Raw genomic sequence first — 24777 nt, 5'->3', positions numbered from 1 at the left:
GGAGGACCCCAGTGGCGAAGGCGAAGTTCGAGCGGACTAAGCCGCACGTCAACATCGGCACCATCGGTCACATTGACCACGGTAAGACGACCCTCACGGCCGCCATTACCAAGGTGCTGCACGACGCGTACCCGGACCTGAACGAGGCCTCGGCCTTCGACCAGATCGACAAGGCTCCTGAGGAGCGCCAGCGCGGTATCACCATCTCCATCGCGCACGTCGAGTACCAGACCGAGTCGCGTCACTACGCGCACGTCGACTGCCCCGGTCACGCGGACTACATCAAGAACATGATCACGGGTGCGGCGCAGATGGACGGCGCCATCCTCGTGGTCGCCGCGACCGACGGCCCGATGCCGCAGACCAAGGAGCACGTGCTCCTGGCCCGCCAGGTCGGCGTTCCCTACATCGTTGTCGCCCTGAACAAGGCCGACATGGTGGACGACGAGGAGATCCTGGAGCTCGTCGAGCTCGAGGTCCGTGAGCTCCTCTCCGAGTACGAGTTCCCGGGCGACGAGGTTCCGGTCGTCAAGGTCTCCGCTCTGAAGGCCCTCGAGGGCGACAAGGAGTGGGGCGAGTCCGTCCTCAAGCTGATGCACGCGGTCGACGAGTCGATCCCGCAGCCGGAGCGCGACGCCAAAAAGCCGTTCCTGATGCCGATCGAGGACGTCTTCACGATCACCGGTCGTGGCACCGTCGTCACCGGCCGTATCGAGCGCGGTGTCCTCAAGGTCAACGAGACCGTGGACATCATCGGTATCAAGCAGGAGAAGACCTCCACCACGGTCACCGGCATCGAGATGTTCCGCAAGCTGCTCGACGAGGGCCAGGCCGGTGAGAACGTCGGTCTGCTGCTCCGCGGCATCAAGCGCGAGGACGTCGAGCGCGGCCAGGTCATCATCAAGCCGGGCTCGGTCACCCCGCACACGGAGTTCGAGGCGCAGGCGTACATCCTGTCGAAGGACGAGGGTGGCCGCCACACCCCGTTCTTCAACAACTACCGCCCGCAGTTCTACTTCCGTACCACGGACGTGACCGGCGTCGTGACCCTCCCCGAGGGCACCGAGATGGTCATGCCGGGCGACAACACCGAGATGTCGGTCCAGCTGATCCAGCCGGTCGCCATGGAGGAGGGCCTGAAGTTCGCCATCCGTGAGGGTGGCCGGACCGTCGGCGCCGGCCAGGTCACCAAGATCAACAAGTAATTGCTGATCCGGTCGACCCGGTAGCTCCCGGCCTTCGGCCGGGGGTCCGGGGGTTGCCCCCGGGATAGCACAGTCAGGAAGCCCCGCTCACCATCAGGTGGGCGGGGCTTCTTGACAGTTGGCCCTCGATTGGCCTTACGCATCCCGCGTATGGCACACTGTCCAGGTTGCTCGGTTGAGTGCCGATGCTGCGCGCCTCCCGCCGGGGGGACCGGAAGCGAGTCCCAGGTATTCGTCGTCCCTTCTGAGGGGCGGAAGTACGGGAATCTTCCGGGAAGCGTCAGCGGGGTGCCTCGGCCAGGCACCCGGTGGGTGTTCTTCCCCCACTTTCTCCTTCTTGAAGGATCTCCCGTGTGGAGATCTACGAGAAGGGGCGCGACACGCCCGACCGCGTGGGTCGGAGAGGAACGCGAACTCACCGGGTCCCAGAGCGTTACGAGAGACAGGACTACGAAGTAGCCATGGCGGGACAGAAGATCCGCATCCGGCTCAAGGCCTACGACCACGAGGTCATCGACTCCTCGGCGAAGAAGATCGTCGAGACGGTGACCCGCACTGGTGCGTCGGTCGCGGGCCCGGTGCCGCTGCCCACTGAAAAGAACGTGTACTGCGTCATCAAGTCGCCGCACAAGTACAAGGACTCGCGCGAGCACTTCGAGATGCGCACGCACAAGCGCCTGATCGACATCCTCGACCCGACGCCCAAGACCGTTGACTCGCTGATGCGCCTGGACCTTCCGGCCGGCGTCGACATCGAGATCAAGCTCTGAGAGGCGCGGAAGAGATGGCTAAGCAGATCAAGGGCATCCTGGGCGAGAAGCTCGGCATGACCCAGGTCTGGGACGAGAACAACCGTGTCGTCCCGGTGACCGTGGTGAAGGCCGGCCCCTGCGTCGTTACCCAGGTGCGCACCAATGACCAGGACGGCTACGACTCCGTCCAGATCGCCTTCGGCGAGATCGACCCGCGCAAGGTGAACAAGCCCCTCAAGGGCCACTTCGCGAAGGCCGACGTCACCCCCCGTCGCCACCTCGTCGAGGTCCGTACGTCGGATGCGTCCGAGTACACCCTCGGCCAGGAGCTGACCGCCGAGACCTTCGAGTCCGGCGTCAAGGTGGACGTGACCGGCAAGAGCAAGGGCAAGGGCACGGCCGGTGTCATGAAGCGTCACGGCTTCGGCGGCGGCAAGGCGTCCCACGGTGCCCACCGCGTGCACCGCAAGCCCGGTTCCATCGGTGGCTGCGCCACCCCGGGCCGCGTGTTCAAGGGCATGCGGATGGCCGGCCGTATGGGCAATGAGCGGGTCACCACCCAGAACCTGACCGTCCACGCCGTTGACGCGGAGAAGGGCCTGCTGCTCATCAAGGGCGCAGTTCCTGGTCCGAACGGCGGCCTCGTCCTGGTCCGTACCGCGGCCAAGGGGGCCTGAGGTAACCGATGAGCACCATTGACATCCTTTCGCCGGCAGGCGACAAGGCCGGGACCGTCGAGCTCCCCGCGGAGATCTTCGACGCCAAGGTCAGCGTTCCGCTGATCCACCAGGTCGTTGTCGCGCAGCTGGCCGCGGCCCGTCAGGGCACGCACAAGACCAAGACCCGCGGCGAGGTCCGCGGCGGTGGCAAGAAGCCGTACCGCCAGAAGGGCACCGGCCGCGCGCGCCAGGGTTCGACCCGTGCGCCGCAGTTCGCCGGCGGTGGCGTGGTCCACGGCCCCGTGCCGCGTGACTACAGCCAGCGGACCCCGAAGAAGATGAAGGCCGCCGCGCTGCGCGGTGCCCTCTCCGACCGGGCCCGCCACAGCCGTATCCACGTCGTCTCCGACGTGGTCGACGGCGCGGTTTCCACCAAGGCCGCCAAGGGCCTGTTCGGCAAGATCAGCGAGCGCAAGAACCTGCTCCTGGTCGCCGAGCGCTCCGACGAGGCCGCGTGGCTGTCCGCCCGCAACCTGCCCCAGGTCCACATCCTGGAGCCGGGCCAGCTGAACACGTACGACGTGCTCGTCTCCGACGACGTGGTCTTCACCAAGGCCGCCTTCGAGTCCTTCGTGTCCGGCCCCAAGGCCAACGCTGAGACCGAAGGGAGCGACGCCTGATGACTGAGGCCGTCGTCACCAGCAAGACCTTCACGGACCCGCGTGACGTGCTCGTCAAGCCGGTGGTTTCCGAGAAGAGCTACGCGCTGCTGGACGAGAACAAGTACACGTTCATCGTCGCGCCCGGCGCGAACAAGACCCAGATCAAGCAGGCCGTCGAGGCGGTCTTCTCGGTCAAGGTCACCGGGGTCAACACGATCAACCGGCAGGGCAAGCGCAAGCGCACCCGTACCGGTTTCGGCAAGCGCGCCAACACCAAGCGCGCCATCGTGACCCTCGCCGAGGGCGACCGTATCGACATCTTCGGCGGCCCGGTCTCCTAACGGAGTTCGAGTCGTCCGGAATCGGACGAGGACTGAGAAATGGGTATCCGCAAGTACAAGCCGACGACCCCGGGCCGTCGTGGCTCCAGCGTCGCCGACTTTGTCGAGATCACGCGGTCCACGCCGGAGAAGTCGCTGGTCCGCCCGCTGCACAGCAAGGGCGGCCGTAACAACGCCGGTCGTGTGACCGTTCGCCACCAGGGCGGTGGCCACAAGCGCGCCTACCGCGTGATCGACTTCCGTCGTCACGACAAGGACGGCGTGCCGGCCAAGGTCGCGCACATCGAGTACGACCCGAACCGCACCGCGCGCATCGCGCTGCTGCACTACGCAGACGGCGAGAAGCGCTACATCATCGCCCCGCGTGGCCTGGCCCAGGGTGACCGGATCGAGAACGGCGCTGGCGCCGACATCAAGCCGGGCAACAACCTGCCGCTGCGCAACATCCCGGTCGGTACGACCATCCACGCCATCGAGCTGCGGCCCGGCGGCGGCGCGAAGTTCGCCCGTTCCGCGGGTGCCTCCGTGCAGCTGCTGGCGCGGGAGGGCTCCATGGCCCACCTGCGTATGCCGTCCGGTGAGATCCGCCTGGTCGACGTGCGCTGCCGCGCCACCGTCGGCGAGGTCGGCAACGCCGAGCAGTCGAACATCAACTGGGGCAAGGCCGGCCGCATGCGCTGGAAGGGCGTCCGCCCGACCGTGCGTGGTGTCGTGATGAACCCGGTCGACCACCCGCACGGTGGTGGTGAGGGCAAGACCTCCGGTGGTCGCCACCCGGTCTCGCCCTGGGGCCAGAAGGAGGGTCGTACTCGCTCGCCGAAGAAGGCCAGCAACAAGTACATCGTCCGCCGCCGCAAGACGAACAAGAAGCGCTAGGAGCGGGTTTAGATGCCGCGCAGTCTCAAGAAGGGGCCCTTCGTCGACGACCACCTCGCCAAGAAGGTGGACACGCAGAACGAAGCAGGCACCAAGAACGTCATCAAGACCTGGTCCCGCCGCTCCATGATCGTCCCGGCCATGCTCGGCCACACGATCGCGGTGCACGACGGCCGCAAGCACGTCCCGGTGTTCGTCACCGAGTCGATGGTCGGCCACAAGCTCGGCGAGTTTGCGCCGACCCGCACCTTCCGCGGCCACGAGAAGGACGACCGCAAGTCGCGTCGTCGCTGATCGACCGGAGTGCGAAGACTATGACTGACACCGAAGGGACAACCATGGAAGCCAGGGCCCAGGCGCGGTACATCCGCGTCACGCCCATGAAGGCCCGCCGCGTGGTGGACCTTATCCGTGGCATGGATGCCACGGAGGCTCAGGCGGTCCTGCGTTTCGCCCCGCAGGCCGCGAGCGTGCCCGTGGGCAAGGTGCTGGACAGCGCCATTGCCAATGCCGCGCACAACTACGACCACACGGACGCCTCCACGCTGTTCATCAGCGAGGCGTACGTCGACGAGGGCCCGACCCTGAAGCGGTTCCGTCCGCGTGCCCAGGGCCGTGCCTACCGGATCCGCAAGCGGACCAGCCACATCACCGTGGTCGTCAGCAGCAAGGAAGGAACCCGGTAATGGGCCAGAAGGTAAACCCGCACGGGTTCCGGCTCGGCGTGACGACGGACTTCAAGTCCCGCTGGTACGCCGACAAGCTGTACAAGGACTACGTCAAGGAAGACGTCGCCATTCGTCGCATGATGACGAAGGGCATGGAGCGCGCCGGTATCTCCAAGGTGGAGATCGAGCGCACCCGTGAGCGCGTCCGCGTCGACATCCACACCGCTCGCCCGGGCATCGTCATCGGCCGCCGCGGCGCCGAGGCCGACCGCATCCGCGGTGAGCTGGAGAAGCTGACCGGCAAGCAGGTCCAGCTGAACATCCTCGAGGTCAAGAACCCCGAGACCGATGCTCAGCTCGTGGCCCAGGCCGTCGCCGAGCAGCTGTCGTCCCGCGTCTCCTTCCGTCGCGCCATGCGCAAGAGCATGCAGTCGACGATGAAGGCCGGCGCCAAGGGCATCAAGATCCAGTGCGGTGGCCGTCTCGGCGGCGCCGAGATGTCCCGCTCGGAGTTCTACCGCGAGGGCCGGGTGCCCCTGCACACCCTCCGCGCGAACGTCGACTACGGCTTCTTCGAGGCCAAGACCACCTTCGGCCGGATCGGCGTGAAGGTCTGGATCTACAAGGGCGACGTCAAGAACATCGCCGAGGTGCGCGCCGAGAACGCCGCCGCCCGTGCGGGCAACCGCCCGGCGCGCGGTGGCAACGAGCGTCCGCGTCGCGGTGGCGAGCGTGGCGGTCGCGGCCGCAAGCCGCAGCAGCAGAGCGCCGCTGCCGAGGCCCCCAAGGCCGAGGCCGCTGCCGCTGCTCCGGCGGAGAACCCTGGAACGGAGGGCTGACCGACATGCTGATCCCTCGCAGGGTCAAGCACCGCAAGCAGCACCACCCGAAGCGGAACGGTATGGCCAAGGGCGGTACCGAGCTGGCCTTCGGTGAGTACGGCATTCAGGCCGTGACCCCGGCCTACGTGACGAACCGGCAGATCGAGTCCGCTCGTATCGCCATGACCCGTCACATCAAGCGTGGCGGCAAGGTGTGGATCAACATCTACCCCGACCGTCCGCTGACGAAGAAGCCTGCCGAGACCCGCATGGGTTCCGGTAAGGGTTCTCCGGAGTGGTGGGTCGCGAACGTCAAGCCCGGTCGGGTGATGTTCGAGCTGTCCTTCCCGAACGAAAAGGTTGCCAAGGAGGCGCTGACCCGCGCCGCCCACAAGCTTCCGATGAAGTGCCGCATCGTGCGGCGCGAGGCAGGTGAGTCGTGATGGCGGCCGGTACCAAGGCGACCGAGCTGCGCGAGCTGAACAACGAGGAACTCGTTGCCAAGCTTCGTGAGGCCAAGGAGGAGCTGTTCAACCTCCGCTTCCAGGCGGCGACCGGACAGCTCGAAAACCACGGCCGGCTGAAGGCCGTCCGGAAGGACATCGCCCGGATCTACACCCTGATGCGGGAGCGCGAGCTCGGCATCGAGACGGTGGAGAGCGCCTGATGAGCGAGAAGAATGTGACTGAGACGAACGAGCGCGGTTTCCGCAAGACCCGTGAGGGTCTGGTCGTCAGCGACAAGATGGACAAGACCGTTGTCGTCGCCGTCGAGGACCGCGTCAAGCACGCGCTGTACGGCAAGGTCATCCGCCGTACCAACAAGCTCAAGGCGCACGACGAGCAGAACGCTGCCGGTGTCGGCGACCGCGTCCTCCTGATGGAGACCCGGCCGCTGTCCGCCACCAAGCGCTGGCGCATCGTCGAGATCCTCGAGAAGGCCAAGTAATTCCCGCCCGGGAATTCCTCGAAAGGGGGATTCCCACGGGGATTTCGACAGGCAAGCAATCCCTCCTAGGGGGACCCCCTAGGAACAGTTCCGCCAGGCTCGGCAGGGGCTGACGTCCCGTAAGGGGCGGGCCCCTGCCGGGAACCGGCAGACATTCAGGAGATAGACGTGATCCAGCAGGAGTCGCGACTGCGAGTCGCCGACAACACTGGTGCGAAGGAGATCCTTTGCATCCGTGTTCTCGGTGGTTCCGGTCGCCGCTACGCGGGCATCGGTGACGTCATCGTCGCCACCGTCAAGGACGCGATCCCCGGTGGCAACGTGAAGAAGGGTGACGTCGTCAAGGCCGTCATCGTTCGCACCGTCAAGGAGCGCCGCCGTCCGGACGGCTCGTACATCCGCTTCGACGAGAACGCGGCCGTCATCCTCAAGAACGATGGCGACCCCCGCGGCACCCGTATCTTCGGCCCCGTGGGCCGTGAGCTGCGCGAGAAGAAGTTCATGAAGATCATCTCGCTCGCGCCGGAGGTGCTGTAACCGATGAAGATCAAGAAGGGCGACCTGGTCCAGGTCATCACCGGTAAGGACAAGGGCAAGCAGGGCAAGGTCATCGCGGCCTACCCCCGCGAGGACCGTGTCCTGGTCGAGGGTGTCAACCGGGTCAAGAAGCACACCAAGGCCGGACAGACCGCTCGTGGTTCGCAGACCGGCGGCATCGTGACGACCGAGGCCCCGGTCCACGTCAGCAACGTGCAGCTGGTCGTGGAGCAGGACGGCAAGAAGGTCGTCACCCGCGTCGGGTACCGCTTCGACGACGAGGGCAACAAGATCCGCGTTGCCAAGCGGACCGGTGAGGACATCTGATGACTGCCACCACCAACGCGCCGCGTCTCAAGACGCGCTACCGCGAAGAGATCGCCGGGAAGCTGAAGGACGAGTTCTCCTACGAGAACGTCATGCAGATCCCCGGTCTGACCAAGATCGTGGTCAACATGGGTGTGGGCGACGCCGCCCGCGACTCCAAGCTGATCGAGGGCGCCATCCGCGACCTCACCACGATCACCGGCCAGAAGCCGGCCGTCACCAAGGCCCGTAAGTCCATCGCGCAGTTCAAGCTGCGTGAGGGCCAGCCGATCGGTGCCCACGTCACCCTCCGCGGTGACCGCATGTGGGAGTTCCTGGACCGCCTGCTGTCGCTCGCGCTGCCGCGTATCCGCGACTTCCGTGGTCTGTCCCCGAAGCAGTTCGACGGTCGGGGCAACTACACCTTCGGTCTCACGGAGCAGGTCATGTTCCACGAGATCGACCAGGACAAGATCGACCGCACCCGGGGTATGGACATCACCGTGGTCACCACGGCGACCAACGACGACGAGGGCCGCGCCCTGCTTCGTCACCTCGGCTTCCCGTTCAAGGAGGCGTGAGCGAGATGGCGAAGAAGGCTCTGATTGCCAAGGCTGCTCGCAAGCCGAAGTTCGGTGTGCGCGCGTACACCCGCTGCCAGCGCTGCGGCCGTCCGCACTCCGTCTACCGCAAGTTCGGCCTGTGCCGCGTGTGCCTTCGTGAGATGGCTCACCGTGGCGAGCTGCCGGGCGTGACCAAGAGCTCCTGGTAATCCCCCAGTTGGGAATTACCGGACGCTCTCGGTAAGCATTCGGACGGCGGGCGTCCCAGACCACTTCCCGTACGCTGGAAGGGTTTGGGCGCCCCGCCGCCCGAGACCGACCGCGGGCCCCGCCCGCATAACGTCGCTTACTACGCCGTAGGTCCCCGTGCCGCACCCGTCCCGACCGAGATCGGGGAGAGGGATGGCGCATATAGGAAACCCCGGCGAGAGAGGCCGAAGGCCAATTCATGACCATGACTGATCCCATCGCAGACATGCTGACCCGTCTGCGGAACGCGAACTCGGCTTACCACGACACCGTCGTGATGCCGCACAGCAAGATCAAGTCGCACATCGCGGAGATCCTCCAGCAGGAGGGCTACATCACCGGCTGGAAGACCGAGGACGCCGAGGTCGGCAAGAACCTCGTCCTCGAGCTGAAGTTCGGCCCGAACCGCGAGCGCTCGATCGCCGGCATCAAGCGGATCTCGAAGCCGGGTCTGCGGGTCTACGCCAAGTCCACCAACCTGCCGAAGGTCCTCGGCGGCCTGGGCGTGGCCATCATCTCCACGTCCCACGGTCTCCTGACCGGCCAGCAGGCGCAGAAGAAGGGCGTGGGTGGGGAAGTCCTCGCCTACGTCTGGTAACAGGGAACGGAGGAAAAGCTAATGTCGCGTATTGGCAAGCTGCCCATCCAGGTTCCCGCTGGTGTGGACGTCACCATCGAGGGCCGCACGGTGTCGGTGAAGGGTCCCAAGGGCTCTCTTTCGCACACCGTCGCGGCGCCCATCGAGGTCGCCAAGGGTGAGGACGGCTTCATCTCCGTCACCCGCCCGAACGACGAGCGGCAGAACAAGGCCCTGCACGGCCTGTCCCGCACGCTGGTGGCGAACATGATCACCGGCGTGACCCAGGGCTACAGCAAGGCGCTTGAGATCAGCGGTGTCGGCTACCGCGTCCAGGCGAAGGGCTCCAACCTGGAGTTCTCGCTGGGCTACAGCCACCCCATCGTCGTCGAGGCGCCCGAGGGCATCTCCTTCAAGGTCGAGTCCCCGACCAAGCTCAGCGTCGAGGGCATCGACAAGCAGAAGGTCGGCGAGGTGGCGGCGAACATCCGCAAGCTGCGCAAGCCTGACCCGTACAAGGCCAAGGGCGTCAAGTACGCCGGCGAGGTCATCCGCCGCAAGGTCGGAAAGGCTGGTAAGTAAGCCATGGCATACGGTGTGAAGATCGCTAAGGGCAACGCCTACAAGCGCGCTGCCGCCAAGCGTCGCCACATCCGCATCCGCAAGCGGATTTCGGGTACCCCGGAGCGTCCGCGTCTGGTCGTGACGCGGTCCAACCGCGGCATCTTCGCCCAGGTCATCGACGACATCCAGGGCCACACGCTGGCCTCGGCGTCGACCCTGGACGCGTCGATCCGTGGCGGCGAGGGCGACAAGAGCGCCCAGGCCCAGAAGGTTGGCGCCCTGGTCGCCGAGCGCGCCAAGGCCGCCGGCATCGAGGCCGTCGTGTTCGACCGCGGTGGCAAGCAGTACGCCGGGCGGATTGCCGCTCTGGCCGACGCCGCCCGCGAAGCCGGGCTGAAGTTCTGAGCCCCGGTTCCGGAGCTAGCGGACGCAATAGAGAGAGGTAAATCCAATGGCTGGACCCCAGCGCCGCGGAAGCGGTGCCGGCGGCGGCGAGCGGCGGGACCGGAAGGGTCGCGACGGTGGCGCTGCCGCCGAGAAGACCGCGTACGTTGAGCGCGTTGTCGCGATCAACCGTGTCGCCAAGGTTGTCAAGGGTGGTCGTCGCTTCAGCTTCACCGCGCTGGTCGTGGTGGGCGACGGTGACGGCACCGTAGGTGTCGGTTACGGCAAGGCCAAGGAAGTTCCGGCTGCCATCGCCAAGGGCGTGGAAGAGGCCAAGAAGAACTTCTTCAAGGTCCCCCGTATCCAGGGCACCATCCCGCACCCGATCCAGGGCGAGAAGGCTGCGGGCGTCGTCCTGCTCAAGCCGGCTTCCCCCGGTACCGGTGTGATCGCCGGTGGCCCGGTGCGCGCCGTCCTGGAGTGCGCGGGCATCCACGACGTGCTGAGCAAGTCGCTCGGTTCGTCGAACCCGATCAACATCGTGCACGCCACGGTGGAGGCGCTCCAGGGCCTGCAGCGGCCCGAGGAGATCGCCGCCCGTCGTGGCCTGCCGCTGGAGGACGTTGCCCCCGCCGCTCTGCTGCGGGCGCGTGCCGGGGTGAGTGCGTAATGGCTCGCCTCGAAATCACGCAGACCAAGTCCCTCATCGGCAGCAAGCAGAACCACCGCGACACCCTGCGTTCGCTCGGTCTGAAGAGGATCAACGACGTGGTTGTCAAGGACGACCGTCCCGAGTACCGCGGCATGGTGCACACCGTCCGCCACCTCGTGTCGGTCAAGGAGGTCGACTGACATGGCGGAGAGCAACCCGCTGAAGGTCCACAACCTCCGGCCCGCCCCTGGTGCCAAGACCGCCAAGACCCGTGTCGGTCGTGGTGAGGCGTCCAAGGGTAAGACCGCAGGTCGTGGTACCAAGGGCACCAAGGCCCGTTACCAGGTTCCGGAGCGCTTCGAGGGTGGGCAGATGCCCCTCCACATGCGTCTCCCGAAGCTGAAGGGCTTCAAGAACCCCGCCCACAAGCAGTTCCAGGTCGTGAACCTGGACAAGCTGGCCGCGCTCTACCCGCAGGGTGGCGAGGTCACGGTGGCCGACCTGGTCGCCAAGGGCGCGGTGCGCAAGAACGAGCTCGTCAAGGTGCTCGGCACCGGCGAGATCTCCGTGGCTGTGCAGGTGACGGTTGACGCCGTCTCCGGCTCCGCCAAGGAGAAGATCGCCGCCGCCGGCGGCACCGTCACCGAACTCCTCTGAGTTCGTTGGTTCAACTGACCGGGGATGCCCATCTATTGGGGCATCCCCGGTTGGTCGTTCCACGGGGGTAGGGTCGCCGGTAAGGTGGCCTGCACTGTTGTTTTGTCCGGGGTCCGCCCCGGAACCCGCCGCGCGGGCGCTGTCCGTGCGGTACAGCCGCTACGTATTCGTCGATCCTCAAGACCGTCACCTCTCGCCCACGAAGCGGGAGGCGCAGGAGGCACCGTGCTCACCGCGTTCGCCCGAGCGTTCAAGACGCCCGACCTGCGCAAGAAGCTGCTGTTCACATTGGGCATCATCGTGCTCTACCGGATCGGAGCGCACATCCCCGTCCCCGGGGTGAACTACGCGAACGTCGCGACCTGTATGAAGCAGGCCGGCGGCAACAGCGGGTTGTTCGGCCTGGTGAACATGTTCAGCGGTGGAGCGCTGCTGCAGATCACGATCTTCGCGCTGGGGATCATGCCGTACATCACGGCGAGCATCATCCTCCAGCTGCTGACCGTGGTGATCCCGCGGTTGGAGGCCCTCAAGAAGGAGGGCCAGTCCGGGCAGGGGAAGATCACCCAGTACACCCGCTATCTGACCGTGGCACTCGCCATCCTGCAGGGCACCGGCCTGGTGGCCACCGCCCGCAGCGGCGCGCTCTTCCAGAGCTGCCCGGTGGCGACCCAGATCGTGCCCAACGACTCGATCTTCACCACCATCACGATGGTGATCACGATGACCGCCGGCACCTGCCTGATCATGTGGCTCGGTGAGCTGGTCACCGACCGCGGTATCGGCAACGGCATGTCGATCCTGATGTTCATCTCGATCGCCGCCGGCTTCCCGGGCGCGCTGTGGCAGATCAAGCTGACCGGCAAGCTGGCCGACGGCTGGATCGAGTTCTTCGCCGTGATCGCGGTGGGCCTGGCGATGGTCGCCCTGGTGGTCTTCGTCGAGCAGGCGCAGCGGCGCATTCCGGTCCAGTACGCGAAGCGGATGATCGGGCGCCGGTCCTACGGCGGTACGTCCACCTACATCCCGCTCAAGGTGAATCAGGCAGGTGTGATTCCTGTCATCTTCGCGTCGTCGCTGCTCTACATCCCGGCGCTCATCGCGCAGTTCAGCGGGTCGAAGGCGGCCTGGGCGACCTGGATCGCCACCAACTTCACCAAGGGAAATCACCCGGTTTACATCGTCACGTACTTCTTGCTCATCGTGTTCTTCGCCTTCTTCTACGTGGCCATCAGCTTCAACCCCGAAGAAGTTGCCGACAACATGAAGAAGTATGGTGGCTTCATCCCGGGTATCCGGGCTGGTCGCCCGACGGCCGAGTACCTCAGCTACGTGCTCAACCGGATCACGTGGCCGGGCTCGCTGTATCTGGGGCTGATCGCGCTCGTACCAACAGTGGCGTTGGTGCTGTTCAACGCGAACCAGAACTTCCCGTTCGGCGGGACGAGCATCCTCATCATCGTGGGTGTGGGTCTGGAAACCGTGAAGCAGATCGAGAGCCAGCTTCAGCAGCGCAACTACGAAGGGTTCCTCCGCTGATGCGAATCGTCCTCGTCGGACCCCCGGGGGCCGGCAAGGGTACGCAGGCCGCGTACCTTGCCAAGAACCTCGCGATCCCGCACATCTCCACGGGGGACCTGTTCCGCGCCAACATCAGCCAGGGCACGCCCCTGGGTGTCGAGGCGAAGTCCTACATGGACGCCGGCAACCTCGTGCCGGACTCGGTCACCATCGGGATGGCCGAGGACCGTATGGAACAGCCCGACGCGGCCGACGGTTTCCTGCTCGACGGCTTTCCGCGCAACCTCGGCCAGGCCGAGGCGCTGGACGCGTACCTGAAGGGCAAGGACCTCGAGCTGGATGCGGTGCTGGACCTCGAAGTCCCCGAGGACGAGGTCGTGAAGCGGATCGCCGGCCGGCGGATCTGCCGCAAGGACAGCAGCCACGTCTTCCACGCCGAGTACAACAAGCCGAAGACCGAGGGCGTCTGCGACGTCTGCGGCGGCGAGCTGTACCAGCGTGACGACGACCGCGAGGAGACCGTCCGCAAGCGGCTGGAGGTCTACCACACGGAGACCGAGCCGATCATCGACTACTACAAGGCCCAGGACCTGGTCATCACGATCCCGGCCCTCGGCAAGGTCGCCGAGGTGACCCAGCGGGCGATGAACGCTCTGGGAAGCGGCGAGTAGCGGACAGCTCCGTACGGCCGCGGTGTCCACCATGGGCACCGCGGCCGTACTGTTGGTCCAACGGGAATCACCCATGGACGAGAGTGAAGGCGGAAGGCACCGGCATGCTGGAGATCAAGAACCCCGCGCAGATCGCCAAGATGCGTGAGGCGGGGCTGGTGGTCGCCGCCATTCACGCGGCGACCCGCGAGGTCGCGGTGCCGGGCGCCACGACCAAGGACCTGGACGACGCGGCGCGCAAGGTGCTCGCGGAGCACGGGGCGAAGTCCAACTTCCTCGGCTACGGCGGTTTCCCGGCCACCATCTGCACGTCGGTGAACGACGTGGTCGTCCACGGCATCCCGTCCGACGACACGGTCCTGGCGGACGGCGACATCATCTCCATCGACTGCGGCGCGATCATCGACGGCTGGCACGGCGACGCCGCGTACACCGCCTTCGTCGGCTCCGGTCACGCCGCCGAGCTGGTCGAGCTGAGCCGGGTCACCGAGGCGTCGATGTGGGCCGGGATCGCCGCGGTCTCCAAGGGCAACCGGCTGGTGGACATCTCCAAGGCGATCGAGGGCTACATCCGGCGGCAGCCGCGGCCGTCGAGCGGCAAGTACGGCATCGTCGAGGACTACGGCGGCCACGGCATCGGGTCGCAGATGCACATGGATCCGCACCTGCTGAACTACGTCGACCGCAAGCGGGGCCGCGGTCCGAAGCTGGTGCCCGGTTTCTGCATCGCGATCGAGCCGATGGTCAACCTCGGCACCGCCAAGACGCATGTGCTCGACGACGAGTGGACGGTCAAGACGAACGACGGCAGCTGGTCCTCGCACTGGGAGCACTCGGTCGCGCTGACCGAGGACGGCCCGCTGGTGCTGACCGCGCCGGACGGCGGCAAGGCCAAGCTGGCGGAGCTGGGGATCACCGCGGCGCCGGACCCGCTGGCGTAACGATCTCCGCTGGTGGGCAATAACCCTGGATTCGTCTTTTCTTAGGCACTGACGTAGACTGACGCGTCGGCTCTCGTGCATCCGTGTGCCCGCAGGTTGGTGGATACGGTGCAAGTGAGTCGATCAAGGTAGCCGATTCGAAAGGCGAAGCGTGGCCAAGAAGCAAGGTGCCATCGAGATCGAGGGCACCGTGATCGAGTCTCTGCCGAACGCGATGTTCAAGGTGGAGCTCCAGAACGGTCACAAGGTCCTCGCGCACATCAGCGGCAAGATGCGGATGCACTACATCCGTATCCTCCCGGATGACCGGGTCGTGGTGGAGCTCTCTCCGTACGACCTCACGCGTGGCCGGATCGTCTACCGCTACAAGTAGATCTTGTCGAAGCCCCCTCCCGTGGGGCGACGGCACTGACCCGGAGAACCTCACATCCCATGAAGGTCAAGCCGAGCGTCAAGAAGATCTGCGACAAGTGCAAGGTGATCCGCCGCCACGGCCGGGTCATGGTCATCTGCGACAACCTGCGCCACAAGCAGCGCCAGGGCTGACGCACGCCGACCGACCTGCATTTCGCAGTTCTCGCGCGACGCAAGCACGACACGTACATATGCAGTCACCCGACCCCCGCATCTGTCGCGAGGGGACGACACCCCCGGCTCGGAGGCCGGGGACCCGGCTCGTAATTCTCCAGAGTCTTACGGGAACGGTGCTGCGGAAGACCTCCGAATAGCCATCAGGAGCCACATCAATGGCACGCCTCGCAGGCGTTGATCTCCCGCGCGAAAAGCGTGTGGAGGTCGCCCTCACCTACGTCTTCGGTATCGGGCGGACGCTCTCGAAGCAGACCCTCGCCGCCACCGGCGTGAACCCGAACACCCGGGTCCGCGACCTGGCCGAGGAAGACCTCGTCAAGATCCGCGAGTACGTCGACAACAACCTCAAGACCGAGGGTGACCTCCGTCGCGAGATCCAGGCCGACATCCGCCGCAAGGTCGAGATCGGCTGCTACCAGGGTCTGCGTCACCGCCGCGGTCTGCCGGTGCACGGTCAGCGCACCAGCACGAACGCCCGTACCCGCAAGGGTCCGCGTCGCGCGATCGCCGGCAAGAAGAAGCCGGGCAAGAAGTAGTCCTCAGCAGGACGCTCACCAGCGGTCTTCGCTGTAGGACCGACCACCTCCACGGGAGAAATTCATGCCTCCGAAGGGCCGTACGGCCGGCGCCAAGAAGGTGCGCCGCAAGGAGAAGAAGAACGTCGCCCACGGGCACGCTCACATCAAGAGCACGTTCAACAACACGATCGTCTCGATCACCGACCCGACCGGGAACGTGATCTCTTGGGCCTCGGCCGGCCACGTCGGCTTCAAGGGCTCGCGCAAGTCCACCCCCTTCGCCGCGCAGATGGCCGCCGAGTCGGCCGCCCGCCGCGCGCAGGAGCACGGCATGCGCAAGGTCGACGTCTTCGTGAAGGGCCCGGGCTCGGGCCGCGAGACGGCCATCCGTTCGCTGCAGGCGACCGGTCTCGAGGTCGGCTCGATCCAGGACGTCACCCCCACCCCGCACAACGGATGCCGCCCGCCCAAGCGTCGCCGCGTCTGACCCACTGAAGTAGGAGACAACTAGACAATGGCGCGTTACACCGGGGCCGACTGCAAGCGTTGCCGTCGGGAGAAGCAGAAGCTCTTCCTCAAGGGGAGCAAGTGCGAGAGCGCGAAGTGCCCGATCGAGATCCGTCCTTACCCCCCGGGTGAGCACGGTCGCGGGCGCACCAAGGACAGCGAGTACCTGCTCCAGCTTCGTGAGAAGCAGAAGTGCAGCCGTATCTACGGTGTCCTTGAGAAGCAGTTCGTGAACTACTACAAGGAAGCGAACCAGAAGACCGGCAAGACCGGTGAGAACCTTCTGCGCATCCTTGAGACCCGCCTCGACAACGTGGTCTACCGGGCCGGCTTCGCCAAGTCCCGCGACCACGCCCGTCAGCTGGTGCGTCACGGACACATCCAGGTCAACGGCCGCAAGACCGACATCCCGTCGGCCCGCGTCGCCGTGAACGACATCATCGAGGTCCGCACGGGCTCCAAGACCCTGACCCCCTTCGAGGTGGCCAAGGCGGAGGCCGGCGAGAAGACCGTCCCGGCGTGGCTGGAGGCGATCCCCTCGCAGCTGCGGATCCTCGTGCACAGCCTGCCCGAGCGCCAGGTGATCGACACCCAGGTGCAGGAGCAGCTGATCGTTGAGCTCTACTCCAAGTAAGGGCTGAGCGCAGTGGTAGGGGCGGTACGGAGCCATCGGCGCCGTACCGCCCGTACCCTTTGAAGTACAGCGGACGTCAAATAGCGGGCGTCCACGACTGAAGGAACGAACACCATGCTGATTGCTCAGCGCCCCTCGTTGACCGAAGAGGTCGTCGACGAGTACCGCTCCCGGTTCGTGATCGAGCCGCTGGAGCCGGGCTTCGGCTACACCCTCGGCAACTCCCTGCGCCGGACGCTTCTGTCCTCGATCCCGGGTGCGGCGGTCACGTCCATCCGCATCGACGGTGTCCTGCACGAGTTCACCACCGTGCCGGGCGTCAAGGAAGACGTCACCGACCTGATCCTCAACATCAAGCAGCTGGTCGTCTCCTCGGAGCACGACGAGCCGGTCGTGATGTACCTGCGCAAGCAGGGCCCGGGTCTGGTCACCGCCGCCGACATCGCGCCGCCGGCCGGTGTCGAGGTGCACAACCCCGACCTGGTCCTGGCCACGCTCAACGGCAAGGGCAAGCTGGAGATGGAGCTGACCGTCGAGCGCGGTCGCGGCTACGTCTCCGCCGTGCAGAACAAGCAGGTCGGCCAGGAGATCGGCCGGATCCCGGTCGACTCGATCTACTCGCCGGTGCTCAAGGTCACGTACAAGGTCGAGGCGACCCGTGTCGAGCAGCGCACCGACTTCGACAAGCTGATCGTCGACGTCGAGACCAAGCAGGCGATGCGCCCGCGCGACGCGATGGCGTCGGCCGGTAAGACCCTCGTCGAGCTCTTCGGCCTGGCCCGTGAGCTGAACATCGACGCCGAGGGCATCGACATGGGCCCGTCCCCGACGGACGCCGCCCTGGCCGCCGACCTGGCGCTGCCGATCGAGGAGCTGGAGCTCACCGTCCGCTCCTACAACTGCCTCAAGCGTGAGGGCATCCACTCGGTGGGCGAGCTGGTGGCCCGCTCCGAGGCGGACCTGCTCGACATCCGCAACTTCGGCGCGAAGTCGATCGACGAGGTCAAGGCGAAGCTGGCCGGTATGGGCCTGGCGCTCAAGGACAGCCCGCCCGGATTCGACCCGACCGCCGCCGCCGACGCCTTCGGTGCCGACGACGACGCGGACGCCGGTTTCGTGGAGACCGAGCAGTACTGAGCGTGACCGACTGGGGTCCGGGCGGTGTCCCGGGCCCCAGCCGTGTGAAATCTTCCCCGGGGCGGCCGCCTCGGGGGAACTGACACCGGTACCTGATACGGCCGGTGCAGCAATGAAGGAGATACACCATGCCGAAGCCCGCCAAGGGCGCCCGTCTGGGCGGCAGCGCTGCGCACGAGAAGGCGCTCCTGCGCAACCTGGCCACCAACCTCTTCGAGCACGGCCGCATCACGACGACCGAGGCCAAGGCCCGTCGTCTGCGTCCGTTCGCGGAGCGTCTGGTGACCAAGGCGAAGAAGGGTGACCTGCACAACCGCCGTCAGGTCATGGAGCTGATCACGGACAAGAGCGTCGTGCACACGCTCTTCACCGAGATCGCCCCGCGCTTCGCCGAGCGTCCGGGTGGCTACACCCGCATCACCAAGATCGGCAACCGTCGTGGCGACAACGCCCCGATGGCGGTCATCGAGCTGGTCGAGGGCGAGATCGCCAAGAAGGCGACCGTCGCCGAGGCCGAGGCCGCGACCCAGCGCGCGGTCAAGGAGGCCGACGAGGCCAAGGCGGCCGAGGAGACCACCGAGGCCTGAGGCACCGGTTGGCTGTGAGCGGGTCCGCCCTTCGGGGCGGGCCCGCTTTCGTGTGGGGTGAGGGAGGATTGCTGGCGTGAGTGATGAAGTGGAGCCCGGTTTCGTCCGGGTGCGGCTGGACCTGTCGTACGACGGCGCGGAGTTCTCCGGGTGGGCCAAGCAGCGTGAACGGCGCACGGTCCAGGGCGAGTTGGAGGACGCGATCCGGACCGTGACGCGGTCGCCGGAGGCGTATGAGCTCACCGTCGCCGGGCGGACGGACGCGGGGGTGCACGCGCGCGGGCAGGTGGCGCATGTGGATCTGCCGGCGGAGCTGTGGGCCGAGCACCGGGACAAGCTGCTGCGGCGGCTGGCCGGGCGGCTGCCGAAGGACGTCCGGGTGTGGCGGGTCGCACCGGCGCCGTACGGGTTCAACGCGCGGTTCTCGGCGATCTGGCGGCGGTACGCGTACCGGGTCACCGATCACCACGGGGGCGTGGACCCGCTGCTGCGCGGGCATGTGCTGTGGCACGACTGGGACCTGGACGTCGAGGCGATGAACGCCGCCTCCCGGCCGCTGCTGGGGGAGCACGACTTCGCGGCCTACTGCAAGCGGCGGGAGGGCGCGACCACGATCCGCACGCTCCAGGAGCTGAGCTGGGAGCGGGGCGCGGACGGGATCATCACGGCGACGGTGCGGGCCGATGCGTTCTGCCACAACATGGTGCGGTCGCTGGTCGGCGCGATGCTGTTCGTGGGGGACGGGCACCGGCCGGTGGAGTGGCCGGCGAAGGTGCTGGCCGCGGGGGTGCGGGACTCCGCCGTCCATGTCGTACGGCCGCACGGGCTGACGCTGGAGGAGGTCGGGTACCCGGCCGACGGGCTGCTGATGGCGCGCAACAAGGAGGCGCGCAACAGGCGGTCCCTGCCGGGCGGCGGCTGCTGCGGAGCGGCGGTTGCCGCCGGTCGGCGGCGCAGGGGTCCCCCGCGCCGCCGGGGCGCGGGGGAGGTGCCACCGGTGTCAGGACTTGCCGGCCTTCCGGCGGGCGTCCTGGAGCTGCTTCTCGGCGGCCTTGGCGGCCTGGTCCCTGCCGCGCTGGGCGATCTGGGCGAAGGCGTAGGAGCCGCCGTCCCGGTTGATCTGCTGGGCCTTGGTGTCGCTCGCGTTGACGTCCTGGCCGTTGGTGTAGCCGGCGATGGTGAAGTACGCGTAGCGGCCGGTGGCGTTGGTGGTCATACGGCACTTGGTGCCCTGGCAGAAGTTCGCCGGTACGCCGCCGCCGGAGAGCGGCATGAGGTTGGGCTTGCTGTCGTTCATCACCGCGGTGGCCTTCGCGGGGGAGTCGAAGACCGCGACGCCGACGGTGACCGCGACCCCGTCCTTGGCGTACGTGGCGCGCAGCAGCTGCTTGCAGCCGTTGTGGGTGAGCGAGGAGACCAGCGCGCCCTGGGCGGCGGCGGTGCAGTCCGTGCTGCTGTCGGTGGCGGTCTGCGGGTAGCTGTGCTCGCCGACGACCATGCTCTTCTGCGGGAAGAGGGTGGCCGGGGTGAGCGGCGCGGTGTCCTTCCTGGGGTCGGAGATGTAGTCCCGCGGGTTGGGCGGCGGCGGGACCGAGACGTCGGGGAACGACGGCTTGTCGTCCGGGGCGGCGCTCTGGCCGGAGGCGGTGGACCGGTCCGTGGGTTTGCCGCCCGGTGAGCTGCTGTTCATGACGGCGGCGGCGACGATGCCGGCGATCGCGAGGGTGGCGACCGCGCCGCCGCCGATCATCATCCACCGCTTGCGGCGGGCGCGCGCCTCGCTCTCGTCGGCGAGCGCGTCCCAGTCCGGGGTGCCTCCCCCTGGGCCGTCGAACGGCCCCCCTTGCCCAAAGCTCATGCCGCGCATCCTAATCCGGTTGGTGGAACGTGTGGTGGGCGGAGACGATCCGGCCCGTGGGACATCTGGAGGCCGTGCACCTGCTGCCGGAGCTCTCCGGGGCGACCGCGCCGCTGCTGGACGAGCCCACCGACACCTCGACCTGGAGTCCGCGGAGGCGCTCCGGGAGGGGCTGGAGGCGTACGTGGGGACGGTGCCGGCGTTGTTCCACGACCGGTGGTTTCCGCAGTCCTGCGACGGTTCGCGCGGTCCTGCGACCGGTTCCTGGTGGCCGGCGCGGACGGGACGGCACGGGAGACGGTCGAGCCGGTGTGGGACGGGACGCGGGGCCGCCCCGCCGGGTGAGGGCAGGTGAGGGCCCGCCGCGCCCGCCGGCGAGTGTCGGGCGGGAGCGGTGGCCGGGGCGGCTCTTAGCCTGGCCGCATGAGTGCGGAGGAACCGGGCAAGTCTGTCATTTCGGGGGAGTTGGCCGGGCGGTCGGCGGGGGAGTCGGGGGTGGAGCCGGCGGCGGAGTCGGTCCTTGCCGGGTGGCTGTGCGGGCGGGCCTCGTGGGGGCTGCGGTCGGTGGCCGGCGGGCTGCTGGCGGTGCTGGTCTGGGAGCTGCACCGGACCAGCCCGACGCTCGGGATGGACAACGACTTCGTGGTTCGGGCCGCGCGGGCGCTGCTGGACGGCGGGGCCCCGTATGCCGACAAGCGGTTCCTCTACCTGCCGAGCGCGGTGCTCGCGGCGGTGCCCGAGGCGCTGCTGGGCCCGCGGGAGCTGCGGCTGCTGGTGCCGGTGGCGGGGGCCGCGGCGGTGCTGGTCGGGTGGTGGGCGTCGCTGCGGATCTTCCGGGTGGGCGCGGGCAGCCGGCTGGCGGCGCTGGGGGTGGTGGGGCTGGTGTTCTTCGAGCCGCTGCGCAACGTGGTGAACATCGGGAACTGGACGCTGGCGTCGGTGGTGGCGCTGCCGGTGGCGGTGCTCTGCGCGGTGCGCGGGCGGTGGACGGCGGCCGGTGCGGTGGTCGGGTGCGCGCTGGCGATCAAGCCGATGCTGGTGCCGCTGCTGCTGCTCTTCGTTCTCGCCCGGCGCGGCCGGGCGCTCGCGGTGGCGGCCGGGATCCCGGTTGCGGCGTCGGTGGCGGCGGCGCTGGTGATGCCGCGGCCGGCGATGTTCTTCACGCACACGCTGCCGTTCCTGCTCCGCGGGCAGGACGCCTTCGCCCGGCCGTACGACGCCTCGGTGGGGATGATCCTGACGCGGCTGGGGGTGCCGGCGCCGCTCGCGTACGGGGTCGCGGTGCTCGCGGCGGCGGTCGGGCTGGGCTGCGCCCGGGTGCGGTGGCGGCGTGCGGGCGGCGGGCCGCGGCGGCTGGTGGAGACCGCGGCGATGCTGATGCTGGCGGCCTTCCTCGTCTCCCGGCCGTCCTTCGACCACTATCTGCTGGTGGTGCTGGGGCCGCTGCTGGCGTCGGTGGTGGCGGCCGGGTCGGTGCCGCGGACGGCCTGGTTCTGGTGCGCGTTGCTGCCGCAGGTCTCCGGCTTCGCCTGGCCGCACCTGGAGGCGATCCAGCGGCGGGCCTTCCGGGACGCGGCGGCGCTGTGGCTGCTGGCGGGGGTGACCGCGTGGATCTGTGCGGCGCGGTGGCGGGCGCCGGTGGCCGCGGCCGGGCCGGCGGAGGAGTCGGCGGGGGGCCGGGAGCCGGTCCGGGGCGCGTTTTGACCCCGCTGGGGGCGGGCCGGTATTCTGCCAGTTCGTTATGCGTATTGGCTTGCTCTATCTCACGTGAGGGGCCCTTACGCCGGCTCACCGGGCCGTTGACCAGCGGCGGACGATCGGGTTGCGTCACCCGTAGCGCCGCCCTGCTGCGTGATCAGCCGCGGTGGACCAGTACAGGACCCATCACTTACGAAGCGAAGGCTAAGACGTGCGTACGTTCAGCCCCAAGCCCGGCGATGTTCAGCGCCAGTGGCACATCATTGACGCGCAGGACGTTGTCCTGGGCCGTCTGGCCAGCCAGGCCGCGTCCCTTCTCCGGGGTAAGCACAAGCCGGTTTACGCCCCTCACGTTGACACCGGTGACTTCGTCATCATCATCAACGCCGACAAGGTGCACCTGTCCGGCAACAAGAAGACCCAGAAGATGGCCTACCGCCACTCCGGCTTCCCGGGTGGTCTGCGCTCCGTCCGCTACGACGAGCTGCTGGACAAGAACCCCGAGAAGGCCGTCGAGAAGGCCATCAAGGGCATGCTCCCCAAGAACACCCTCGGCCGTCAGATGCTCTCGAAGCTGAAGGTCTACGCGGGCGCCGAGCACCCGCACGCTGCGCAGCAGCCGGTCCCGTTCGAGATCACCCAGGTCGCGCAGTAAGTCCGGCCACCCCCTAAGACGACAGAGAGAATCTGAGGAGCATCGTGGCTGAGACCACCCCCGAGACCCCGCTGGACGAGGTCGAGGAGTACACCACCGAGACCGAGGTCGTGGAGTCGGAGTACACCTCCGAGTCCCTCGCTTCCCGCTTCGGCGACCCGCAGCCGGCCGCCGGCCTGGGCCGCCGCAAGAACGCCATTGCCCGCGTCCGGATCGTTCCGGGCACCGGCCAGTGGAAGATCAACGGCCGCACCCTTGAAGGCTACTTCCCCAACAAGGTGCACCAGCAGGAAGTCAACGAGCCCTTCAAGGTGCTCGAACTCGACAACCGCTACGACGTCATCGCCCGCATCTCCGGCGGCGGCATCTCCGGCCAGGCCGGTGCGCTGCGCCTGGGCGTGGCCCGTGCGCTGAACGAGGCGGACGTGGACGCCAACCGCCCCGCCCTGAAGAAGGCCGGGTTCCTCAAGCGCGACGACCGTGCGGTCGAGCGCAAGAAGGCCGGTCTCAAGAAGGCCCGCAAGGCGCCGCAGTACAGCAAGCGCTAATCCCGCTCGCTGCGACAGGGCAGCTCTTGGCGAACGCCCCGGTGGCACTTCCGTGCTGCCGGGGCGTTCGGCATCCGGGACCCGGGGCGTATACCTGGAATTGATGCTCTGGTCCAAGCTCAGAAACTCGGAGGACACCAGTGGGACGACTCTTCGGCACGGACGGTGTGCGCGGCGTCGCCAATGCGGATCTCACGGCGGAGCTGGCGCTCGGCCTGTCGGTCGCGGCGGCGCATGTGCTGGCCGAGGCAGGCACCTTTGAAGGGCACCGGCCGGTGGCGGTGGTCGGTCGAGATCCGCGGGCGTCGGGGGAGTTCCTGGAGGCGGCGGTGGTGGCCGGTCTGGCCAGCGCCGGTGTCGATGTGCTGCGGGTGGGCGTGCTGCCGACCCCGGCGGTGGCGTATCTGACCGGTTCGCTCGGCGCGGACCTGGGCGTGATGCTCTCCGCCAGCCACAACCCGATGCCCGACAACGGCATCAAGTTCTTCGCCCGCGGCGGCCACAAGCTCGCCGACGAGCTGGAGGACCGGATCGAGCAGACCTACCGCGCGCACAGCTCCGGTGAGCCGTGGGAGCGGCCGACCGGCGCCGGCGTCGGCCGGGTCACCGACTACGACGAGGGGTTCGACAAGTACGTCGCGCACCTGGTCGGTGTGCTGCCCAACCGCCTGGACGGGCTGCGGATCGTCATCGACGGGGCGCACGGCGCGGCGGCGCGGGTCTCGCCCGAGGCGTTCGCGCGGGCCGGCGCCGAGGTCGTCACCATCGGCACCGAGCCGGACGGCCTGAACATCAACGCCGGCTGCGGCTCGACGCACTTGGACAAGCTCCGGGCCGCCGTCGTCGAGCACGGCGCGGACCTGGGTGTCGCGCACGACGGCGACGCGGACCGCTGCCTGGCCGTGGACCGCGACGGCAACGAGGTCGACGGCGACCAGATCCTGGCCGTCCTGTCGCTCGGCATGCGCGAGGCCGGGGTGCTGCGCAAGAACACCGTCGTCGCCACCGTGATGTCCAACCTGGGCTTCAAGCTGGCGATGGAGCGTGAGGGCATCGACTTCGTACAGACCGCGGTCGGCGACCGGTACGTGCTGGAGGAGATGAAGGCCCACGGCTACGCGCTGGGCGGTGAGCAGTCCGGGCACGTCATCGTGCTGGACCACGCCACGACCGGTGACGGCACGCTGACCGGGCTGATGCTGGCGGCCCGGGTCGCGGCGACCGGGCGGTCGCTGGCCGAACTGGCGGGCGTCATGGAGCGGTTGCCGCAGATCCTCGTCAACGTCCCCGACGTCGACAAGTCGCGGGTGGCCAGCTCGCCCGAGCTGGCCGCGGCGGTCGCCGAGGCGGAGCGCGAACTGGGCGCGACCGGCCGGGTGCTGCTGCGCCCCTCGGGCACCGAGCCGCTGGTGCGGGTGATGGTCGAGGCGGCGGACATCGAGCAGGCGCGGGCGGTGGCCGGCCGGCTGGCCGATGTCGTCAAGTCCGCG

37 protein-coding genes and 2 pseudogenes are annotated in these 24777 nt (G+C 67.8%); 38 read left to right on the top strand and 1 reads right to left on the bottom strand.

What is annotated here, in order from left to right; translation table 11 throughout:
* The first annotated feature begins 11 nt into the window (after nt 1–11).
* The 33 genes and pseudogenes from tuf to truA all read left to right on the top strand — a co-directional run.
* Entirely contained in the window at nt 12–1205 is a 1194-nt protein-coding gene (gene tuf / locus RZ84_RS16080) for an elongation factor Tu (protein ID WP_043264901.1), read from the top strand.
* Between the two features lie 461 nt (nt 1206–1666).
* The gene (rpsJ, locus tag RZ84_RS16075) at nt 1667–1975 is read left to right on the top strand and encodes a 30S ribosomal protein S10 (RefSeq protein WP_003948644.1); all 309 of its coding nucleotides are present in this window, start codon (nt 1667–1669) and stop codon (nt 1973–1975) included.
* 14 nt (nt 1976–1989) lie between these two features.
* Nucleotides 1990–2634 (top strand): 50S ribosomal protein L3, encoded by a 645-nt coding sequence (rplC, locus tag RZ84_RS16070; RefSeq protein WP_043264900.1) that lies wholly within the window; start codon nt 1990–1992, stop codon nt 2632–2634.
* A gap of 8 nt (nt 2635–2642) precedes the next feature.
* Nucleotides 2643–3296: a 50S ribosomal protein L4 gene (rplD, locus tag RZ84_RS16065; protein ID WP_043264899.1), complete on the top strand. Its 654-nt coding sequence runs from the start codon at nt 2643–2645 to the stop codon at nt 3294–3296.
* Complete coding sequence (rplW, locus tag RZ84_RS16060) at nt 3296–3619, top strand: 50S ribosomal protein L23 (RefSeq protein WP_043264898.1); 324 nt, start codon at nt 3296–3298, stop codon at nt 3617–3619. Before rplD ends, rplW begins: the two co-directional genes overlap by 1 nt.
* A gap of 39 nt (nt 3620–3658) precedes the next feature.
* Entirely contained in the window at nt 3659–4495 is an 837-nt protein-coding gene (rplB, locus tag RZ84_RS16055) for a 50S ribosomal protein L2 (RefSeq protein WP_043264897.1), read from the top strand.
* A 12-nt stretch (nt 4496–4507) separates the two neighbouring features.
* Complete coding sequence (rpsS, locus tag RZ84_RS16050; protein ID WP_043264896.1) at nt 4508–4789, top strand: 30S ribosomal protein S19; 282 nt, start codon at nt 4508–4510, stop codon at nt 4787–4789.
* Nucleotides 4790–4833: 44 nt separating this feature from the next.
* On the top strand, nt 4834–5181 hold the full coding sequence (rplV, locus tag RZ84_RS16045; protein WP_043264895.1) for a 50S ribosomal protein L22: 348 nt from the start codon (nt 4834–4836) through the stop codon (nt 5179–5181).
* Nucleotides 5181–6002, top strand: coding sequence for a 30S ribosomal protein S3 (gene rpsC / locus RZ84_RS16040; RefSeq protein ID WP_043264894.1), 822 nt, complete (start codon nt 5181–5183; stop codon nt 6000–6002). The genes rplV and rpsC overlap by 1 nt, the downstream gene beginning before the upstream one ends.
* A 5-nt stretch (nt 6003–6007) precedes the next feature.
* On the top strand, nt 6008–6427 hold the full coding sequence (gene rplP / locus RZ84_RS16035) for a 50S ribosomal protein L16 (RefSeq protein ID WP_004571829.1): 420 nt from the start codon (nt 6008–6010) through the stop codon (nt 6425–6427).
* Nucleotides 6427–6651 carry a 50S ribosomal protein L29 gene (rpmC, locus tag RZ84_RS16030; RefSeq protein WP_043264893.1) on the top strand — a complete coding sequence of 75 codons (225 nt, stop codon included), beginning with the start codon at nt 6427–6429 and terminating at the stop codon, nt 6649–6651. Before rplP ends, rpmC begins: the two co-directional genes overlap by 1 nt.
* Complete coding sequence (gene rpsQ, locus RZ84_RS16025) at nt 6651–6932, top strand: 30S ribosomal protein S17 (protein WP_006604882.1); 282 nt, start codon at nt 6651–6653, stop codon at nt 6930–6932. Before rpmC ends, rpsQ begins: the two co-directional genes overlap by 1 nt.
* A 168-nt stretch (nt 6933–7100) precedes the next feature.
* The gene (gene rplN, locus RZ84_RS16020) at nt 7101–7469 is read left to right on the top strand and encodes a 50S ribosomal protein L14 (protein WP_003998823.1); all 369 of its coding nucleotides are present in this window, start codon (nt 7101–7103) and stop codon (nt 7467–7469) included.
* 3 nt (nt 7470–7472) lie between these two features.
* The gene (gene rplX, locus RZ84_RS16015) at nt 7473–7796 is read left to right on the top strand and encodes a 50S ribosomal protein L24 (protein WP_016571060.1); all 324 of its coding nucleotides are present in this window, start codon (nt 7473–7475) and stop codon (nt 7794–7796) included.
* Nucleotides 7796–8356 (top strand): 50S ribosomal protein L5, encoded by a 561-nt coding sequence (gene rplE / locus RZ84_RS16010; RefSeq protein WP_016571061.1) that lies wholly within the window; start codon nt 7796–7798, stop codon nt 8354–8356. Before rplX ends, rplE begins: the two co-directional genes overlap by 1 nt.
* Nucleotides 8357–8361: 5 nt before the next feature.
* Nucleotides 8362–8547, top strand: a complete 186-nt coding sequence (locus tag RZ84_RS16005; protein ID WP_003956452.1) for a type Z 30S ribosomal protein S14 — start codon at nt 8362–8364, stop codon at nt 8545–8547.
* Nucleotides 8548–8786: 239 nt separating this feature from the next.
* Nucleotides 8787–9185, top strand: a complete 399-nt coding sequence (gene rpsH, locus RZ84_RS16000) for a 30S ribosomal protein S8 (protein ID WP_043264892.1) — start codon at nt 8787–8789, stop codon at nt 9183–9185.
* Between the two features lie 21 nt (nt 9186–9206).
* The gene (gene rplF / locus RZ84_RS15995; protein WP_043264891.1) at nt 9207–9746 is read left to right on the top strand and encodes a 50S ribosomal protein L6; all 540 of its coding nucleotides are present in this window, start codon (nt 9207–9209) and stop codon (nt 9744–9746) included.
* A 3-nt stretch (nt 9747–9749) separates the two neighbouring features.
* Entirely contained in the window at nt 9750–10133 is a 384-nt protein-coding gene (rplR, locus tag RZ84_RS15990) for a 50S ribosomal protein L18 (RefSeq protein WP_043264890.1), read from the top strand.
* 46 nt (nt 10134–10179) lie between these two features.
* Nucleotides 10180–10782: a 30S ribosomal protein S5 gene (rpsE, locus tag RZ84_RS15985; protein WP_043264889.1), complete on the top strand. Its 603-nt coding sequence runs from the start codon at nt 10180–10182 to the stop codon at nt 10780–10782.
* On the top strand, nt 10782–10964 hold the full coding sequence (rpmD, locus tag RZ84_RS15980) for a 50S ribosomal protein L30 (RefSeq protein WP_043264888.1): 183 nt from the start codon (nt 10782–10784) through the stop codon (nt 10962–10964). The genes rpsE and rpmD overlap by 1 nt, the downstream gene beginning before the upstream one ends.
* A 1-nt stretch (nt 10965) precedes the next feature.
* Nucleotides 10966–11421, top strand: a complete 456-nt coding sequence (rplO, locus tag RZ84_RS15975) for a 50S ribosomal protein L15 (protein ID WP_043264887.1) — start codon at nt 10966–10968, stop codon at nt 11419–11421.
* A 225-nt stretch (nt 11422–11646) separates the two neighbouring features.
* On the top strand, nt 11647–12960 hold the full coding sequence (secY, locus tag RZ84_RS15970; protein WP_043264886.1) for a preprotein translocase subunit SecY: 1314 nt from the start codon (nt 11647–11649) through the stop codon (nt 12958–12960).
* On the top strand, nt 12960–13613 hold the full coding sequence (locus RZ84_RS15965) for an adenylate kinase (protein WP_043264885.1): 654 nt from the start codon (nt 12960–12962) through the stop codon (nt 13611–13613). The genes secY and RZ84_RS15965 overlap by 1 nt, the downstream gene beginning before the upstream one ends.
* A 104-nt stretch (nt 13614–13717) precedes the next feature.
* Nucleotides 13718–14554 carry a type I methionyl aminopeptidase gene (map, locus tag RZ84_RS15960; RefSeq protein ID WP_043270014.1) on the top strand — a complete coding sequence of 279 codons (837 nt, stop codon included), beginning with the start codon at nt 13718–13720 and terminating at the stop codon, nt 14552–14554.
* 151 nt (nt 14555–14705) lie between these two features.
* Entirely contained in the window at nt 14706–14927 is a 222-nt protein-coding gene (gene infA, locus RZ84_RS15955; RefSeq protein ID WP_003956442.1) for a translation initiation factor IF-1, read from the top strand.
* A 59-nt stretch (nt 14928–14986) separates the two neighbouring features.
* Entirely contained in the window at nt 14987–15100 is a 114-nt protein-coding gene (gene rpmJ / locus RZ84_RS15950) for a 50S ribosomal protein L36 (protein WP_003956441.1), read from the top strand.
* A 200-nt stretch (nt 15101–15300) separates the two neighbouring features.
* A complete protein-coding gene (gene rpsM / locus RZ84_RS15945) occupies nt 15301–15681 on the top strand; it encodes a 30S ribosomal protein S13 (protein ID WP_043264884.1) in 381 nt (126 codons plus the stop codon).
* Between the two features lie 64 nt (nt 15682–15745).
* Complete coding sequence (gene rpsK, locus RZ84_RS15940) at nt 15746–16150, top strand: 30S ribosomal protein S11 (protein WP_004571845.1); 405 nt, start codon at nt 15746–15748, stop codon at nt 16148–16150.
* A gap of 27 nt (nt 16151–16177) precedes the next feature.
* The gene (gene rpsD, locus RZ84_RS15935) at nt 16178–16804 is read left to right on the top strand and encodes a 30S ribosomal protein S4 (protein WP_043264883.1); all 627 of its coding nucleotides are present in this window, start codon (nt 16178–16180) and stop codon (nt 16802–16804) included.
* A gap of 114 nt (nt 16805–16918) precedes the next feature.
* Nucleotides 16919–17941 (top strand): DNA-directed RNA polymerase subunit alpha, encoded by a 1023-nt coding sequence (locus RZ84_RS15930; protein WP_003956430.1) that lies wholly within the window; start codon nt 16919–16921, stop codon nt 17939–17941.
* A gap of 128 nt (nt 17942–18069) precedes the next feature.
* Complete coding sequence (gene rplQ / locus RZ84_RS15925; RefSeq protein ID WP_043264882.1) at nt 18070–18528, top strand: 50S ribosomal protein L17; 459 nt, start codon at nt 18070–18072, stop codon at nt 18526–18528.
* A gap of 76 nt (nt 18529–18604) precedes the next feature.
* Nucleotides 18605–19453: pseudogene (gene truA / locus RZ84_RS36640) on the top strand (tRNA pseudouridine(38-40) synthase TruA); the annotation flags it as partial.
* 75 nt (nt 19454–19528) lie between these two features.
* Here the strand turns inward: truA and RZ84_RS39760 are convergent.
* Complete coding sequence (locus RZ84_RS39760; RefSeq protein ID WP_043264880.1) at nt 19529–20386, bottom strand: membrane protein; 858 nt, start codon at nt 20384–20386, stop codon at nt 19529–19531.
* 80 nt (nt 20387–20466) lie between these two features.
* Between RZ84_RS39760 and RZ84_RS41180 the strand changes: the two are divergent.
* The 5 genes and pseudogenes from RZ84_RS41180 to glmM all read left to right on the top strand — a co-directional run.
* Nucleotides 20467–20731 (top strand): annotated as a pseudogene (locus RZ84_RS41180) (hypothetical protein); the annotation flags it as partial.
* A gap of 78 nt (nt 20732–20809) precedes the next feature.
* On the top strand, nt 20810–22090 hold the full coding sequence (locus RZ84_RS42315) for a glycosyltransferase family 87 protein (protein ID WP_078893809.1): 1281 nt from the start codon (nt 20810–20812) through the stop codon (nt 22088–22090).
* A gap of 205 nt (nt 22091–22295) precedes the next feature.
* A complete protein-coding gene (gene rplM / locus RZ84_RS15905; protein WP_030413033.1) occupies nt 22296–22739 on the top strand; it encodes a 50S ribosomal protein L13 in 444 nt (147 codons plus the stop codon).
* A gap of 44 nt (nt 22740–22783) precedes the next feature.
* The gene (gene rpsI / locus RZ84_RS15900) at nt 22784–23287 is read left to right on the top strand and encodes a 30S ribosomal protein S9 (RefSeq protein ID WP_043264878.1); all 504 of its coding nucleotides are present in this window, start codon (nt 22784–22786) and stop codon (nt 23285–23287) included.
* Between the two features lie 140 nt (nt 23288–23427).
* Nucleotides 23428–24777, top strand: a 1350-nt coding sequence (glmM, locus tag RZ84_RS15895) for a phosphoglucosamine mutase (protein WP_043270012.1), incomplete at its 3' end; no start/stop codon positions are given.

This window comes from Streptomyces sp. CT34 (assembly GCF_000805335.1).
GTDB lineage: Bacteria > Actinomycetota > Actinomycetes > Streptomycetales > Streptomycetaceae > Streptomyces.
The sequence above is the reverse complement of the archived record's forward strand: the minus strand, read 5'-3'. Positions and strand labels throughout refer to the sequence as shown.

What these genes read in the sequence shown, in the direction of transcription:
- rpsJ (WP_003948644.1), top strand. Translation starts at nt 1,667, where the DNA reads ATGGCGGGACAGAAGATCCGCATCCGGCTCAAGGCCTACGACCACGAG.
- rplC (WP_043264900.1), top strand. Translation starts at nt 1,990, where the DNA reads ATGGCTAAGCAGATCAAGGGCATCCTGGGCGAGAAGCTCGGCATGACC.
- rplD (WP_043264899.1), top strand. Translation starts at nt 2,643, where the DNA reads ATGAGCACCATTGACATCCTTTCGCCGGCAGGCGACAAGGCCGGGACC.
- rplW (WP_043264898.1), top strand. Translation starts at nt 3,296, where the DNA reads ATGACTGAGGCCGTCGTCACCAGCAAGACCTTCACGGACCCGCGTGAC.
- rplB (WP_043264897.1), top strand. Translation starts at nt 3,659, where the DNA reads ATGGGTATCCGCAAGTACAAGCCGACGACCCCGGGCCGTCGTGGCTCC.
- rpsS (WP_043264896.1), top strand. Translation starts at nt 4,508, where the DNA reads ATGCCGCGCAGTCTCAAGAAGGGGCCCTTCGTCGACGACCACCTCGCC.
- rplV (WP_043264895.1), top strand. Translation starts at nt 4,834, where the DNA reads ATGGAAGCCAGGGCCCAGGCGCGGTACATCCGCGTCACGCCCATGAAG.
- rpsC (WP_043264894.1), top strand. Translation starts at nt 5,181, where the DNA reads ATGGGCCAGAAGGTAAACCCGCACGGGTTCCGGCTCGGCGTGACGACG.
- rplP (WP_004571829.1), top strand. Translation starts at nt 6,008, where the DNA reads ATGCTGATCCCTCGCAGGGTCAAGCACCGCAAGCAGCACCACCCGAAG.
- rpmC (WP_043264893.1), top strand. Translation starts at nt 6,427, where the DNA reads ATGGCGGCCGGTACCAAGGCGACCGAGCTGCGCGAGCTGAACAACGAG.
- rpsQ (WP_006604882.1), top strand. Translation starts at nt 6,651, where the DNA reads ATGAGCGAGAAGAATGTGACTGAGACGAACGAGCGCGGTTTCCGCAAG.
- rplX (WP_016571060.1), top strand. Translation starts at nt 7,473, where the DNA reads ATGAAGATCAAGAAGGGCGACCTGGTCCAGGTCATCACCGGTAAGGAC.
- rplE (WP_016571061.1), top strand. Translation starts at nt 7,796, where the DNA reads ATGACTGCCACCACCAACGCGCCGCGTCTCAAGACGCGCTACCGCGAA.
- RZ84_RS16005 (WP_003956452.1), top strand. Translation starts at nt 8,362, where the DNA reads ATGGCGAAGAAGGCTCTGATTGCCAAGGCTGCTCGCAAGCCGAAGTTC.
- rpsH (WP_043264892.1), top strand. Translation starts at nt 8,787, where the DNA reads ATGACCATGACTGATCCCATCGCAGACATGCTGACCCGTCTGCGGAAC.
- rplF (WP_043264891.1), top strand. Translation starts at nt 9,207, where the DNA reads ATGTCGCGTATTGGCAAGCTGCCCATCCAGGTTCCCGCTGGTGTGGAC.
- rplR (WP_043264890.1), top strand. Translation starts at nt 9,750, where the DNA reads ATGGCATACGGTGTGAAGATCGCTAAGGGCAACGCCTACAAGCGCGCT.
- rpsE (WP_043264889.1), top strand. Translation starts at nt 10,180, where the DNA reads ATGGCTGGACCCCAGCGCCGCGGAAGCGGTGCCGGCGGCGGCGAGCGG.
- rpmD (WP_043264888.1), top strand. Translation starts at nt 10,782, where the DNA reads ATGGCTCGCCTCGAAATCACGCAGACCAAGTCCCTCATCGGCAGCAAG.
- rplO (WP_043264887.1), top strand. Translation starts at nt 10,966, where the DNA reads ATGGCGGAGAGCAACCCGCTGAAGGTCCACAACCTCCGGCCCGCCCCT.
- RZ84_RS15965 (WP_043264885.1), top strand. Translation starts at nt 12,960, where the DNA reads ATGCGAATCGTCCTCGTCGGACCCCCGGGGGCCGGCAAGGGTACGCAG.
- map (WP_043270014.1), top strand. Translation starts at nt 13,718, where the DNA reads ATGCTGGAGATCAAGAACCCCGCGCAGATCGCCAAGATGCGTGAGGCG.
- rpmJ (WP_003956441.1), top strand. Translation starts at nt 14,987, where the DNA reads ATGAAGGTCAAGCCGAGCGTCAAGAAGATCTGCGACAAGTGCAAGGTG.
- rpsM (WP_043264884.1), top strand. Translation starts at nt 15,301, where the DNA reads ATGGCACGCCTCGCAGGCGTTGATCTCCCGCGCGAAAAGCGTGTGGAG.
- rpsK (WP_004571845.1), top strand. Translation starts at nt 15,746, where the DNA reads ATGCCTCCGAAGGGCCGTACGGCCGGCGCCAAGAAGGTGCGCCGCAAG.
- rpsD (WP_043264883.1), top strand. Translation starts at nt 16,178, where the DNA reads ATGGCGCGTTACACCGGGGCCGACTGCAAGCGTTGCCGTCGGGAGAAG.
- RZ84_RS15930 (WP_003956430.1), top strand. Translation starts at nt 16,919, where the DNA reads ATGCTGATTGCTCAGCGCCCCTCGTTGACCGAAGAGGTCGTCGACGAG.
- rplQ (WP_043264882.1), top strand. Translation starts at nt 18,070, where the DNA reads ATGCCGAAGCCCGCCAAGGGCGCCCGTCTGGGCGGCAGCGCTGCGCAC.
- RZ84_RS39760 (WP_043264880.1), bottom strand. Translation starts at nt 20,386, where the DNA reads ATGAGCTTTGGGCAAGGGGGGCCGTTCGACGGCCCAGGGGGAGGCACC.
- RZ84_RS42315 (WP_078893809.1), top strand. Translation starts at nt 20,810, where the DNA reads ATGAGTGCGGAGGAACCGGGCAAGTCTGTCATTTCGGGGGAGTTGGCC.